Here is a 12691-nt window from a genome sequence, read left to right as displayed (position 1 = left end):
ATGGATTTCGAGCGCGACATAGCCAAGGTCAGCGGAATCGCTGCGGTCTCGACCATCCTCGACGTGGTCAGCCGGACCACCGGCATGGGGTTTACGGCCGTTGCCCGCGTCACCGAGGACAGGTGGATCACCTGTGCCTCGCGTGATGAACTTGCGTTCGGGCTGAAACCCGGTGACGAGCTCAAGGTCGAAACCACGATCTGCCACGAGATCCGGCAGAGCCGTGAGGCTGTTGTCATCGACAACGTCAGCGAAGATGCCGCGTACTGCACGCATCACACGCCCACGCAATATGGCTTCCAAAGCTACATCTCCGTGCCGATCATCCTTCCCGACGGTTCATTCTTCGGAACTCTTTGCGCGATCGATCCGAAGCCGCGCAAGCTTCGGACCCCGGAAGTCATCGGCATGTTCAAGCTGTTTGCCGAGCTGATCGCGTCTCACCTCGACGCGGCCGAACGCGTCGAACTGATCGAGAACAGGCTCGCGCTGGAACAACGGAATGCCAAGCTGCGCGAGCAGTTCATCGCCGTGCTCGGGCACGACCTCCGAAATCCTCTCGCCTCGATTCAAGGCGGCCTGCGGCTTCTGAACAAGAAGGTCGATGAGGAGGGGCAGAACTGGATCAACCTTCTGCAAGGAAGCGTGGCCCGGATGGCGGGCCTGATCGACAATGTCATGGACTTCGCCCGCACGCGGCTCGGCGCTGGGATGCAGCTCAAGCTGAGAGAGCAGGCACTCGAGCCTGTCATCAAGCAGATCGTCGCGGAGTTCGAGAACGTGCATCCGGATCGGGTCATCGAAACGGTCATCAACGTCTCCGGGACTGTCAGAATCGACGCCGGCCGCATAGGCCAGATGCTGTCCAATCTTCTCGGCAACGCGATTTCCTATGGAGACGCCAACGAGCCGATCAGGGTCCTGGCGCAGGCGACCGGAGCTGGCTTCGACATCAGCGTTGTCAACAAAGGTGCGCCAATTCCGGCGGAAGCGATGCCGCGCCTTTTCACTGCGTTCGACCGCGGCGACGTTCAGCCGAACCAACAAGGGCTTGGACTCGGACTGTACATCGCCCAGGAGATTGCGCGCGCCCATGGCGGGTTGATTGTCGCGTCGTCGATGCGGGATGAAACGGTGTTCACGGTGTCGATCCCGGGAACACAGGCCAGCGGCTGAGGAGGCGCGCCATGCTTTGGTATCCTGCCGTCACCGCGCGTCTCACCAATTCTCCGACAATGCCATCATGCGCCTGTTTTGCCCGACGGTGCAACCGGCCTTGTGCGCCAGGCGTTGGTTCTGGCCAGCTGCGGTCAGCTGATTTTAGCACACGCGTAAGCCATTGATTTCACAACCTCCGTCTACTGTGCATGGGGTTGTTTTCGCGCTTTTTGGTTTCGAGACGTGGCTAGCCCGCTCCGAACGCGACCGCGACGTTGTAAGTCAGGAGGCTCGCGGCATAGGCCAGCACCAGCATGTAGAAGAAGGTGACGGCCATCCAGGTCCAGCTTCCGGTCTCGCGCCGGATCACGGCCAGCGTGGATGCGCATTGCGGGGCGAAGATGTACCACGCCAGCATCGACAGCGCGGTCGCGAGCGACCATTTCGTCGCCAGCACCTGGCCGATCTGCTCGGCCGCTTCCTTGCCGCCTTCGATCGCATAGACGGTGCCGAGTGCCGCGACCGCGACCTCGCGCGCCGCCATGCCCGGGATCAGCGCGACCGCGATCTGCCAGTTGAAGCCGACGGGGGCGAGCAGCGGCTCGAGCGCCTTGCCGATGATCGCGGCCAGGCTGAAGTCGATCGCCGGTTCGGTTGCCCCCGCGGGCGGCTGCGGGAACGAGGCCAGAAACCAGATCAGCACCATCATCGAGAAGATCGTGGTGCCGGCGCGGTGCAGGAACATCTTGGCCCGCGTATAGACGCCGATCGCGATCGATTTCAGCCGCGGCACCTTGTAGTCCGGCAGCTCCAGCATGAACGGCGCCGGCGCATAGTCGCGCAGCATGAAGAATTTGATGAGGAACGAGACGGCCAGCGCGCTGGCGATGCCGACCGCGTAGAGGCCGAACATCACGAGGCCCTGGAGGTTGATGAAGCCCCAGACGTCCTTGGCCGGAATGAAGGCGGAGATGATCAGCGTGTAGACGGGAATGCGCGCCGAGCAGGTCATCAGCGGCGCGATCAGGATCGTGGTCAGCCGGTCGCGCTTGTTGTCGATCACGCGCGTCGCCATGATGCCGGGGATGGCGCAGGCAAAGCTCGACAGCAGCGGAATGAAGGCGCGGCCGTGCAGGCCGGCGCCGCCCATGATGCGGTCCATCAGGAACGCGGCGCGCGCCATGTAGCCGAAATCTTCCAGCAGCAGGATGAACAGGAAGATGATGATGATCTGCGGCAGGAACACGATGACGCTGCCGACGCCTGAGATCACGCCGTTCTGAAGGAAGCTCTGCAGCAGGCCGGCGGGCAGGGTGGCGTGCACGAACTCGCCGAGGGAGTCGAAGCCCGAGTTGAGCAGCTCCATCAGCGGCTGCGCCCAGGCGAACACCGCCTGGAACATCACGAACAGGATAGCCGCGAGCACGATCAGGCCGCCGACGGGATGCAGCACGATCGCGTCGATCCGCGCGGTCCAGGTGTCGGGCCGGCTGGGCAGGCTGACGCAGTCGGCGATGATGCGGTCGGCTTCGCGCTGGGTGGCGCGCAAATCGGCCACGCTGAGCGCTCGCCAATTGTTCTCGCCCGGCTCGGCGGCGAGCTTCGCCGAAATCTCGTCGGTCAGCGACAGCAGGTCGGCCGTGCCGCCCTTGCGCACCGCGATCGAGGTGACCACGGGCACGCCGAGTTCCTTGGCGAGCCGCTCGACGTCGACAGTGATGCCGCGGCGGGTCGCGATGTCGAACATGTTGAGCACGAGGATCATCGGACGACCGGTGCGCTTGAGCTCCAGCAGCAGGCGGATGGTCAGGCGCAGATTGGTGGAATCCGCCACGCACAGCACGAGGTCGGGCAGGGCCTCGCCGGAAGCCTTGCCGAGCACGAAGTCGCGGGTGATCTCCTCGTCCGGGCTGCGGCCGCGGAGGGAATAGGTGCCGGGCAGGTCGACCACGGAGACCTGGCGGCCCATGGGCGTGACGAAGAAGCCTTCCTTGCGCTCGACGGTGACGCCGGGATAGTTCGCGACCTTCTGCCGGCTGCCGGTCAGCGCATTGAACAGCGAGGTCTTGCCGCTGTTTGGTGTGCCCACCAGGGCGAGATGAAGTAGGGGCAATTCCATGAAGTTGGGGTCCGGTCGCTTCAGGCGACGATGATGGCCATGGCTTCGCGACGGCGGACCGCGATGGTGATGCTGTCGACCCGCACGGCAATCGGGTCGCGCCCGACCAGCCCCTCGTGCAAGACCTCGACCCGGGCGCCCTCGACGAAGCCGAGCTCGATCAGCCGGCTCTCGAGCTCGATGTCCGAGAGCGCCGAGCCTGCGTCCTTGGGGGAAAGGTGCTGGATGACGCCGGTATAGCCGCGCTGGGCCAGGCCCAGCGGCATCTGCGGACGCGTATCATGGATGTCGGTCATGCCCTGTATTTTCAATGCAGGGCATCGAGGTCAAGCGCGCTCGGTCGCTGAAACTGCACCTTAGAGTGATTTTAAATTACCAGCTTCGTGACGGAGGCGATTGGCGCCAAGATCGGGCGCCAAGCTCGGCACCAAGACGGCTACTGGGCCGGGACCTTTTCCGCCTGGATGGCGGCCATGGCGCGGCTCTTGAAGTAGTCGAGCACGAACAGGCGGATCGCCGAGGACAGATTGCCCTGCTGGCGGTTGCCGTCGATCTCGCCGACCAGCTCGGACAGCGTCATGTTGCGCAGGCCCGAGATCTCCTTCATGCCGTTCCAGAACGCCTCTTCCAGGCTGACGCTGGTCTTGTGACCGGCGACGACGATCGACCGTTTCACGACGGGCGACTTCATGGCTGCTCCTCGCGATCGATCTGGTGCTGGTCCAGGTGCGCCTTCGCCTGGTCCGCGCGCGTCTCCTCCGCCGACCGCTCCGCCTTCGTGCGGCCGAACTTCGTTCGGTTGGCGTCCGCCTGCTTCGCCGTGGCTTGCCGCTCGGCGCGCTTCCGGAAACGATTCAGGTTGATGACGTTCCCCATGTCGCGTCTCCATCATCCGATCCTCCGTGGGCAGGATGAAACATTCAGAAACTGTGCGCCGCACTGCGCCCAATGAGACTTGATCGCCATTCGCTTGTCCTCGTCAATCGACCCTTGGGCCATCAAACGATGAATTCCGCCCCGTGGGGGCGGAGGGGCTGCGTAACACGCAATCCCGCCGCGACATTGACGGTAATCAAATCCCGTCCTTTAAGCCCTACATTTAATGGAGCTTGGGGCTCCGTATCATTACGGATGGCTATCGGAATTCGGAATTATCCCGGGCTGGTCATCTTCTCGGGGCGCACCAGGCGGTCGAACTCCTCCGCCGAGACGAAGCCGAGCCGCAGCGCCTCTTCCTTCAGGGTGGTGCCGTTGGCATGCGCCGTCTTGGCCACCTTGGCCGCGTTGTCGTAGCCGATCTTGGGGGCGAGCGCCGTCACCAGCATCAGCGAACGCTGCATCAGTTCCCTGATGCGCTTCTCGTCGGCGCGGATGCCGCTGACGCAATGCTCGGTGAAGGAGCGCGCCGCGTCCGCCATCAGCCGGATCGAGTGCAGCATGTTGTAGGCCAGCACGGGCTTGTAGACGTTGAGCTCGAAATGGCCCTGGCTGCCGGCAACCGTGATCGCGGTGTGATTGCCGAACACCTGGCAGCACACCATGGTCATCGCCTCGCACTGCGTCGGATTGACCTTGCCCGGCATGATCGAGGAGCCCGGCTCGTTCTCCGGCAGCATCAGTTCGCCGAGGCCCGAACGCGGGCCCGATCCAAGCAGGCGAATGTCGTTGGCGATCTTGAACAGGCCTGTCGCGACCGAGTTGATGGCGCCGTGCGCCAGCACATAGGCGTCGTTCGAAGCCAGCGCCTCGAATTTGTTGGCGGCGCTCGTGAAGGGCAGCTTGGTAATCCCGGCAACGTGCTTTGCGAACAGTTTTGCAAAGCGCGGCTTCGAATTGAGGCCGGTGCCGACGGCGGTGCCGCCCTGCGCCAGCGGATAGAGCTCCTTCACCGCGACCTTGAGCCGGGCGATGCCGCTTTCGACCTGTGCGGCATAGCCGGAAAATTCCTGGCCGAGCGTCAGCGGCGTCGCGTCCTGGGTGTGGGTGCGGCCGATCTTGACGATCTTTGCGAACTCCTTCTCCTTCTTGCGCAGCGCGCGCAGCAATTCGCCGAGGGCAGGGACGAGATCGGCGGTGATGCGGCTTGCCGCCGCGATATGCATCGCGGTCGGGAACGAGTCGTTCGACGACTGGCTCATGTTGACGTGATCGTTGGGATGCACCGGCTTCTTGGCACCGAGCTCGCCCCCCAGGAGCTCATTGGCGCGGTTGGCGATGACCTCGTTGAGATTCATGTTGCTCTGCGTGCCCGAGCCGGTCTGCCACACCACCAGCGGGAAATGATCGTCCAGCTTGCCCTCGATCACCTCGCGCGCGGCGCGGATGATGGCATTGGCGCGGCGCTGGTCGAGCAGGCCGAGCTCCTGGTTGGATTGCGCCGCGGCGAGCTTGACGATGCCGAGCGCATGCACGAGCGAGATCGGCATGCGATCGATGCCGATGCGGAAATTCTGGCGCGAGCGTTCGGTCTGCGCCCCCCAATAGCGATCGGCGAGGACCTCGATCGGGCCGAAGCTGTCGGTCTCGGTGCGGGTTGCCGGGCGCGAGGAGCGGTCGGTCTTCGCGCGAGAAGTTTTCGAGCGGGAAGTCTTCGAGAGGGAAGTTTTGGCCATGAGCACATCCATTCCGCCGCGCGAAATGCCACGCGGCCTCATCATGTGCCTCTATATAGGGAGTTTGGCCGCCCGCGAGGGGCGCCAGTCCGATCTAGATCATTTCTTGCGGAAACGATCCAATCGCACGACTTCGGCGCCGCCCTGGTTCGGAGCCGCCGGCTCCTCAGTGCCTTCCGCCGGTTCAGTGGCAGGCGTCGGCACCGCGACCGCGGACGGGGCGGGAGCGGCCGGCAATGTCTCGGCCGAAACGTCGGCGACATCGGAGGTGTCGAACTGGAGGCCGAATTTCACGGACGGATCGAGGAAGCTCTTGATGGCGCTGAACGGCACGATCAGCCGCTCCGGAATGCCGCCGAAGGACAGGCCGACCTCGAAGCGGTCCTCGAGCACGGTCAGATCCCAGAACTGGTGCTGCAGGATGATCGTCATCTCTTCCGGATATTGGGCCAGCAGCCGCGACGACAACTTCACGCCCTCGGCCTTCGACACGAAGGTGATGAAGAAATGATGCTCGCCGGGCAGTCCCTGGGACGCGGCGTCGGTCAGCACCTTGCGCAACACGCCGCGCAGCGCGTCGCGGGCCAGCACATCGTATCGGATATGATCGGTCGCCATGGTGGTCCTGTTGCATTCCAGGAGCTGGGCCCTGCCGGCCCGACTCGCCAAGCCGCAATAGTACCGCGCCTGACGGGTCAACAGGAGTCCCCGCGGGGTAGGAAATAAGAGGTAAGTGGAGGCTTCTGTTGCCAGGTGCCTCCGAACCCCGCCTAACGGAGCTTAACCCGTTAGGACTTCAGAATGGTCTTTCAAACTGCGTTACGCAGCCTGAGCAACCGGAGCAAAGTTGTCGTTGGCAACTATTGCATAGCCCGATAACGGCGGAACAATACCGAGAAAAAGAACGCCCTTTACGCCCTCGTCGATCCTATTTCGCCCCCGCCAAAGCCCGCTTTCAGGGCCAGCCCACTGGTGGGCTTTGGTGGAGGCGCCGGGTACCGCCCCCGGGTCCGAATGGTTTATTGCGACGACCGTTTATTTCCATAGCCGGCGAACCGGCACTCCCAATATAGGGGGCAAATGTTTCAAATAACAGGTGTTCGAGCGACCATTCCGAGGTTCCCTTGGGATAGGTTCCCGGCAGGCTTGGCCGCGTGCCGGCCGGCGTTCTAAGCTCCTGACATGTCCGAGGATTCTGCACCGGCTACCCAAAAACGAGATCACGAGCCGGACCGTCCCGCCACCAGCGCCGTTCCGCCGGGCTTGCTCGCGCTGTTCCTGGCCTTCGGCCGGATGTCGCTGGCGGGCTTCGGCGGGGTTTTGGTCTTCGCCCGGCAGGCCATCGTCGAGCAGCACCGCTGGATGACGGCGGACGAATTCAACGAGACGTTTGCGCTCTGCCATTTTCTGCCCGGGCCCAACATCGTCAATCTGTCGATGGTGTTCGGCGCGCGGCTGCGCGGGATCGCCGGCGGCATTGCCGCCTTCGCGGGGCTGCTGCTGCCGCCCACGCTGATCATGACGGTGCTCGCGATCGTCTACGCCCGGTTCGGCGATGTGGAGGTGCTGCGCCGCATTCTCGCGGGCATCTCCTGTGCGGCCGTCGGTCTCTTGATCGCGGTGGTCTTCCGGATGATGACGCCGCTGCTCAAGCGGCTGGACGCCGTCGCGCTCATCCTGATGCTGGGCGTCTTCCTCGCCATCGGCGTCCTTCGCCTGCCGCTCCAGGCCGTGCTCTTGGTCGCGATCCCCGTCAGCGTCAGCGCCATTTTCCTGATGCGGCGGAAGGTAGCAGCATGAACGCGGAGAACCCGATCTGGGCGCTAATCTCGACCTTCGGTCTGATGTCGCTGTTCGCAGTCGGCGGCGCCGCAGCGGCGGTGCCCGAGATGCATCGCATCGCAGTCGATGTGCATCACTGGATGACCGACAAGCAGTTCGCCGACGCCTATGCGATCGCGCAGCTCTCGCCAGGTCCGAACGTCCTTATCGTCACGTTAATCGGCTATGCCGTCGCCGGCATCCCCGGCGCCCTGGCGGCGACCCTGGCCATGTGCCTGCCCACCGCGCTGCTTGCCTATTATGTCAGCCGGCTCCTCAACCGGCCAAGCCAATCGCGCTGGCCCGGGCTGATCCAGGCTGCACTGGTTCCGCTCTCGATCGGCTTGATGGCGGCGAGCGCCCTGATCCTCGCCGAGTCGACCGATCGCACGCTTGCTGCGCTGCTTCTGACCGCGACGGTTGCAGTGGTCGCATCCGTCTCGCGCATCAATCCACTTTGGATTTTGCTCGTCGGGGGCTTGTTGGGTTTTGCTGGCATTGTGTAATGAAAATGGCTAGGCAGGGATCCGGGCGGGGGCATCGATTTCCAGCCGATTAGAACAACAGTGCTCGTGGCTTACGGGTCGCGGAGGAGACATGCATGGCCGATACGATGGGCCACTCGGCGACAGCCAACCGAAACACCTCGGTGGTGATCAGCTTTTGTCTGCTGGCCATAGCGCCACAGATTTTCGAATTCATCTGGTCGTTCGGGACGATGTTTGGTTGGGGCGCCGGACGCGGCCCGGCCGCCGTGGTGATCAGCCACGCTACGGCGCTGCTCGCGGGGGCGCCCGGCGCCTTGCTCGGGGCGGTCGGCGGTGACACCAAGAAGGCGTCATCCGATGTGCTGCTGGCGCTGATCTATTCCTACCCGATCTTTGCGGTGGCGATTCTCACGATCTTCATGACGATCAGGTCGGCGCAGGATTATGTCGGCGGGATCGTGCTGATGGCGCTCGCCCTGTTCGCACTGTGGGCCTCCAGCGATTTGCAGGGGATGCGCGGCTTCTCCTTTGGCGCCGGCACGGCGCCGCGGATGTTTGGCGGACTGCTCGTCGCACTTGGCGCGGGCATTGCGTTGACGGGACTGCTGACCGACGGGCCGAGCATGGCGCACTATGCCTGGCGCGGGCCGCTCTTCGTGATGATCTCGATCGTCTTCTTCGCGCTGGCGATTCGTCCGCTTGGGGTCGTGGTTACGGCGTTCGTGAGCTTCCTGGTCTCGGCGATGGGCACGCATGAAACGCGCTGGGTCGAAGCGATTATCGTCGGTGCCTGCTTGACGCTCGGCTGCGCACTGCTCTTCCCCTACGTGCTCGGGCTGCCGATGCCGATGTTCCCGCGCTTCCTGGTTCAGTGAGGGTGTGATGTTCGATCTCTTCCACAATCTGGGCCTCGGTTTCGGTGTGGTGTTTCAGATCTCCTGGTGGTCACCCTGGTGGCTCTACGGACTGTCGCTGCCGATCTCGATCAACATTCTCATGTGCCTAATTGGCGCATTGGTCGGCACGCTGGTCGGCGTGCTGCCCGGTATCGGCACCGTCGCAACCGTGGCGATGCTCCTGCCCATCACGTTCGGATTGCCGCCGGTCGGCGCGCTGATCATGCTCGCCGGCATCTATTACGGCGCCCAGTACGGCGGCTCCACCACCTCGATCCTGGTCAATATTCCCGGTGAGGCGACGTCGGTCGTCACCGCCATCGACGGCCATCAGATGGCGAAGCAGGGCCGTGCCGGCCCGGCGCTGGCGATCGCGGCGATCGGCTCGTTTTTCGCCGGCTGCGTTGCGACAGTGCTCATCGCCGTGCTCGGCGCGCCTCTGACCAAGCTCGCGCTGGCGTTCGGTCCGGCCGAATATTTCTCGCTGATGGTGCTCGGCCTGATCTTCGCGGTGGTGCTGGCCAAGGGCTCGGTGCTGAAGGCGATCGCCATGATCGTGTTCGGCCTGATGCTGTCGATGGTCGGCTCCGACATCGAGACCGGCGCCTCGCGCATGGCGTTCAACATTCCGGAACTCGCCGACGGTCTCGGCTTTGCGACGGTGGCGATGGGCGTGTTCGGTTTCGCCGAGATCATCCGCAACCTCGACGCCGGCGCCGAGATGAACCGCGACCTCGTGCAGCAGAAGATCACCGGCCTGATGCCGACCAGGAAAGACCTGATCGACTCGGCGCCTGCGATCCTGCGCGGCACCGTGCTCGGCTCGATCCTCGGCATCCTGCCGGGTGGTGGCGCTGTCATCGCGTCCTTTGCGTCCTATACGCTCGAGAAGAAGATCGCCAAGAACCCGTCGCGGTTCGGCCGTGGCGCGATCGAGGGCGTGGCGGCACCGGAAAGCGCGAACAACGCCGCGGCACAGACCTCCTTCATTCCGCTGCTGACGCTCGGCATCCCACCCAACGCCGTGATGGCGCTGATGGTGGGCGCGATGACCATCCACGGCATCGTGCCGGGTCCGCAGGTGATGCAGAAGCAGCCGGAGCTGGTCTGGGGCATGATCGCCTCGATGTGGATCGGCAATCTGATGCTGATCATCATCAACCTGCCGCTGGTTGGAATCTGGGTGCGGCTGCTGCGAGTCCCCTACCGGCTGATGTTCCCCTCGATCGTGATCTTCTGCGCGATCGGCATCTACTCGGTGAACAACGCGCCGGTCGACGTCATCCTCGCAGGCGTGTTCGGTCTGGTTGGCTACTGGCTGATCAAGCACGACTTCGAGCCGGCGCCGCTGCTGCTCGGCATGGTGCTCGGACCGCTGATGGAAGAGAACCTGCGCCGTGCACTGCTGATCTCGCGCGGCGACTGGAGCGTGTTCCTGACGCGTCCGCTGTCGGCCGTGCTGCTCGCGATCGCGGCTTTCCTCCTGGTGCTCACGGTGCTGCCCGCGTTGCGTGCCAAGCGCGACGAGGTGTTCACCGAATCCGAGAACTAAGGGCGCCGCGCCTGCGTCGGCGCGCCGTGGCTCGAATCCAAGCAGGCAAGTTGGCCAGCAGGATCAATCTGATAGACGAGGGGCGGGACGTGAGTTCCGTCCCTTGTCGTTTGCATCGGGAACGCTCACTTTTCCGGGTATAATGCGTTTGGATGGCGAATCGCCGCTGTCGCAGCGCGGGGGCGGCCGCTAAATTCGCCGCCTCCCCAAAGGCTTACGCACATGCACCAGTATCAGGACCTGCTCGAGCGGATTCTTTCAGACGGCGCCGAAAAGACCGACCGGACCGGCACCGGCACGCTGTCGGTGTTCGGCCATCAGATGCGCTTCAACCTGTCCGCCGGTTTTCCGATGCTGACCACCAAGCGCCTGCCGCTGAAGGCGATCGTGCATGAGCTGTTGTGGTTCCTGAAGGGCGATACCAACATCAAATATCTGCGCGACAACGGCGTCACCATCTGGGACGAGTGGGCCGATGCCAACGGCGATCTCGGCCCCGTCTACGGCCATCAGTGGCGCTCCTGGCCCGCGCCGGACGGACGCAGCATCGATCAGATTGCGAACGTGATCGACATGATCAAGCGCAATCCGGACTCGCGCCGCCTGATCGTCTCGGCCTGGAATCCGGCCGAGGTCGACAAGATGGCGTTGCCACCGTGCCACTGCCTGTTCCAGTTCTATGTCGCCAATGACAAGCTGTCGTGCCAGCTCTATCAGCGTTCGGCTGACGTGTTCCTCGGCGTGCCCTTCAACATTGCCTCCTACGCGCTGCTCACCATGATGGTGGCGCAGGTTACGGGCCTCAAGCCCGGCGACTTCGTGCATTCGTTCGGTGACACCCATCTCTATTCCAATCATCTGGAGCAGGCGAAGCTCCAGCTCACGCGCGCGCCGCGCGCGCTGCCGGTGATGCGGATCAACCCCGACGTGAAGGACATCTTCTCCTTCCGCTACGAGGACTTTGAGCTCGTCGGCTACGATCCGCATCCGCACATCAAGGCCGCGGTCGCGGTCTGACGCCGATGTCGCTCAACATCCGCCGTGTGCGTCCCGGCGAAGCCGGGCTGGTTCTTGCTTTCATCCGCGAACTCGCCGAGTACGAAAAGCTTTCGCACGAGGTCGAGGCGACCGAGACTGACATCGCCGACGCACTGTTCGGCGAGCGACCGCAAGTCCATTCCGCCCTCGCCGAGTGGAACGGTGAGCCGGTCGGCTTCGCGGTGTGGTTTGCGAATTTCTCGACGTTCAGCGGCCGCCCCGGCATCTATCTCGAAGATTTGTATGTGCGGCCGTCGCATCGGGGCAGGGGCCTCGGAAAAGCCCTGCTCGTGTACCTTGCCAGGGAATGCGTCGAGAACGGCTGGTCGCGGCTGCAATGGGCGGTGCTCGACTGGAACGCGCCGTCGATCGCGTTCTACAAATCGCTCGGTGCCGTCATGCTGGACGACTGGACGCTGTGTCGCGTCACCGGGCCTGCGCTGACACGGCTTGCCGGGAGCGCGTCCTGATGGAGATCGTCTTCGTCGTCGCGATCGCGGAGAACGGCGTCATCGGCGCCGGCAACGCCATGCCGTGGCGAATGAAATCCGACATGGCGCGCTTCAAGGCGCTCACGATCGGCAAGCCCGTGATCATGGGCCGCAGGACCTTCGAATCCCTGCCCCGGCCGCTTCCCGGCCGCACCAACATCGTCGTCACGCGCGATGCGGATTATCGCGCCGCCGGCGCCATCGTGACGACATCGACTGCTGAGGCAGACGCCATCGCGCGCGGCGATGCCCTGCGGCGTTCGGTCACCGAGATCGCCGTGATTGGCGGCGCCGAAATCTTCCGGCAATGGCTCGATCGCGCCGATCGCCTCGAAATCACGGAAGTGCATGCCCGCCCCGAGGGCGACACGCATTTCGGCATCGACAGGGCCGAGTGGGATGAGGTGGAGCGCATCCGTCATCCTGCCGGACCCCACGACAGCGCCGACTACTCCTATGTGACATATCGTCGGCGGGCGGGCCATTAACCGCATTTGCCAATGTTAACATTGACTT

The 12691-nt window shown here is 63.8% G+C and carries 14 protein-coding genes and 1 other RNA gene; 8 read left to right on the top strand and 7 right to left on the bottom strand.

Going from position 1 to position 12691, the window contains the following annotated elements:
- The gene (locus IVA75_RS31310) at window positions 1–1176 is read left to right on the top strand and encodes a GAF domain-containing sensor histidine kinase (protein ID WP_247288072.1); all 1176 of its coding nucleotides are present in this window, start codon (window positions 1–3) and stop codon (window positions 1174–1176) included.
- 229 nt (window positions 1177–1405) lie between these two features.
- Here the strand turns inward: IVA75_RS31310 and IVA75_RS31305 are convergent, their stop codons facing one another.
- From IVA75_RS31305 to ssrA, 7 genes are all read right to left on the bottom strand, one after another.
- Window positions 1406–3277, bottom strand: a complete 1872-nt coding sequence (locus IVA75_RS31305) for a ferrous iron transporter B (protein WP_247288074.1) — start codon at window positions 3275–3277, stop codon at window positions 1406–1408.
- Between the two features lie 20 nt (window positions 3278–3297).
- On the bottom strand, window positions 3298–3573 hold the full coding sequence (locus IVA75_RS31300; RefSeq protein WP_007600961.1) for a FeoA family protein: 276 nt from the start codon (window positions 3571–3573) through the stop codon (window positions 3298–3300).
- 140 nt (window positions 3574–3713) lie between these two features.
- Window positions 3714–3968, bottom strand: coding sequence for a ribbon-helix-helix domain-containing protein (locus IVA75_RS31295; protein ID WP_007600962.1), 255 nt, complete (start codon window positions 3966–3968; stop codon window positions 3714–3716).
- Window positions 3965–4153, bottom strand: a complete 189-nt coding sequence (locus IVA75_RS31290; RefSeq protein ID WP_027570789.1) for a DUF4169 family protein — start codon at window positions 4151–4153, stop codon at window positions 3965–3967. The genes IVA75_RS31295 and IVA75_RS31290 overlap by 4 nt, the downstream gene beginning before the upstream one ends.
- A gap of 275 nt (window positions 4154–4428) precedes the next feature.
- The gene (gene fumC, locus IVA75_RS31285; RefSeq protein ID WP_247288301.1) at window positions 4429–5901 is read right to left on the bottom strand and encodes a class II fumarate hydratase; all 1473 of its coding nucleotides are present in this window, start codon (window positions 5899–5901) and stop codon (window positions 4429–4431) included.
- 87 nt (window positions 5902–5988) lie between these two features.
- On the bottom strand, window positions 5989–6507 hold the full coding sequence (locus tag IVA75_RS31280; RefSeq protein WP_247288075.1) for a ClpXP protease specificity-enhancing factor SspB: 519 nt from the start codon (window positions 6505–6507) through the stop codon (window positions 5989–5991).
- A 114-nt stretch (window positions 6508–6621) separates the two neighbouring features.
- Window positions 6622–6988, bottom strand: a transfer-messenger RNA (tmRNA) gene (ssrA, locus tag IVA75_RS31275).
- An 83-nt stretch (window positions 6989–7071) separates the two neighbouring features.
- Here ssrA and IVA75_RS31270 point away from each other — a divergent pair.
- From IVA75_RS31270 to IVA75_RS31240, 7 genes are all read left to right on the top strand, one after another.
- Window positions 7072–7689 (top strand): chromate transporter, encoded by a 618-nt coding sequence (locus IVA75_RS31270; RefSeq protein ID WP_247288076.1) that lies wholly within the window; start codon window positions 7072–7074, stop codon window positions 7687–7689.
- The gene (locus IVA75_RS31265; RefSeq protein ID WP_027519544.1) at window positions 7686–8216 is read left to right on the top strand and encodes a chromate transporter; all 531 of its coding nucleotides are present in this window, start codon (window positions 7686–7688) and stop codon (window positions 8214–8216) included. Before IVA75_RS31270 ends, IVA75_RS31265 begins: the two co-directional genes overlap by 4 nt.
- Before the next feature lie 95 nt (window positions 8217–8311).
- Complete coding sequence (locus IVA75_RS31260) at window positions 8312–9073, top strand: tripartite tricarboxylate transporter TctB family protein (protein ID WP_247288077.1); 762 nt, start codon at window positions 8312–8314, stop codon at window positions 9071–9073.
- A gap of 7 nt (window positions 9074–9080) precedes the next feature.
- Window positions 9081–10646 (top strand): tripartite tricarboxylate transporter permease, encoded by a 1566-nt coding sequence (locus tag IVA75_RS31255; protein WP_007600973.1) that lies wholly within the window; start codon window positions 9081–9083, stop codon window positions 10644–10646.
- Window positions 10647–10868: 222 nt separating this feature from the next.
- Window positions 10869–11663, top strand: coding sequence for a thymidylate synthase (locus IVA75_RS31250; protein WP_247288078.1), 795 nt, complete (start codon window positions 10869–10871; stop codon window positions 11661–11663).
- Window positions 11664–11668: 5 nt separating this feature from the next.
- Window positions 11669–12154, top strand: a complete 486-nt coding sequence (locus IVA75_RS31245; RefSeq protein WP_247288079.1) for a GNAT family N-acetyltransferase — start codon at window positions 11669–11671, stop codon at window positions 12152–12154.
- Window positions 12154–12663 carry a dihydrofolate reductase gene (locus tag IVA75_RS31240; RefSeq protein ID WP_247288080.1) on the top strand — a complete coding sequence of 170 codons (510 nt, stop codon included), beginning with the start codon at window positions 12154–12156 and terminating at the stop codon, window positions 12661–12663. The genes IVA75_RS31245 and IVA75_RS31240 overlap by 1 nt, the downstream gene beginning before the upstream one ends.
- Window positions 12664–12691: the final 28 nt, after the last annotated feature.

Source organism: Bradyrhizobium sp. 134 (assembly GCF_023074155.1).
Taxonomy (GTDB): Bacteria; Pseudomonadota; Alphaproteobacteria; order Rhizobiales; family Xanthobacteraceae; genus Bradyrhizobium.
Note: the sequence above shows the minus strand (reverse complement) of the source record. Positions and strands in the feature narration are given on the sequence as shown.

Excerpts from the sequence above, each read along its gene's own strand:
- IVA75_RS31265 (WP_027519544.1), top strand. The coding sequence starts at position 7,686 with ATGAACGCGGAGAACCCGATCTGGGCGCTAATCTCGACCTTCGGTCTG.
- IVA75_RS31270 (WP_247288076.1), top strand. The coding sequence starts at position 7,072 with ATGTCCGAGGATTCTGCACCGGCTACCCAAAAACGAGATCACGAGCCG.
- IVA75_RS31280 (WP_247288075.1), bottom strand. The coding sequence starts at position 6,507 with ATGGCGACCGATCATATCCGATACGATGTGCTGGCCCGCGACGCGCTG.
- IVA75_RS31250 (WP_247288078.1), top strand. The coding sequence starts at position 10,869 with ATGCACCAGTATCAGGACCTGCTCGAGCGGATTCTTTCAGACGGCGCC.
- IVA75_RS31300 (WP_007600961.1), bottom strand. The coding sequence starts at position 3,573 with ATGACCGACATCCATGATACGCGTCCGCAGATGCCGCTGGGCCTGGCC.
- IVA75_RS31260 (WP_247288077.1), top strand. The coding sequence starts at position 8,312 with ATGGCCGATACGATGGGCCACTCGGCGACAGCCAACCGAAACACCTCG.
- IVA75_RS31245 (WP_247288079.1), top strand. The coding sequence starts at position 11,669 with ATGTCGCTCAACATCCGCCGTGTGCGTCCCGGCGAAGCCGGGCTGGTT.
- IVA75_RS31310 (WP_247288072.1), top strand. The coding sequence starts at position 1 with ATGGATTTCGAGCGCGACATAGCCAAGGTCAGCGGAATCGCTGCGGTC.
- IVA75_RS31305 (WP_247288074.1), bottom strand. The coding sequence starts at position 3,277 with ATGGAATTGCCCCTACTTCATCTCGCCCTGGTGGGCACACCAAACAGC.
- IVA75_RS31290 (WP_027570789.1), bottom strand. The coding sequence starts at position 4,153 with ATGGGGAACGTCATCAACCTGAATCGTTTCCGGAAGCGCGCCGAGCGG.
- IVA75_RS31255 (WP_007600973.1), top strand. The coding sequence starts at position 9,081 with ATGTTCGATCTCTTCCACAATCTGGGCCTCGGTTTCGGTGTGGTGTTT.
- IVA75_RS31295 (WP_007600962.1), bottom strand. The coding sequence starts at position 3,968 with ATGAAGTCGCCCGTCGTGAAACGGTCGATCGTCGTCGCCGGTCACAAG.
- IVA75_RS31240 (WP_247288080.1), top strand. The coding sequence starts at position 12,154 with ATGGAGATCGTCTTCGTCGTCGCGATCGCGGAGAACGGCGTCATCGGC.
- fumC (WP_247288301.1), bottom strand. The coding sequence starts at position 5,901 with ATGGATGTGCTCATGGCCAAAACTTCCCTCTCGAAGACTTCCCGCTCG.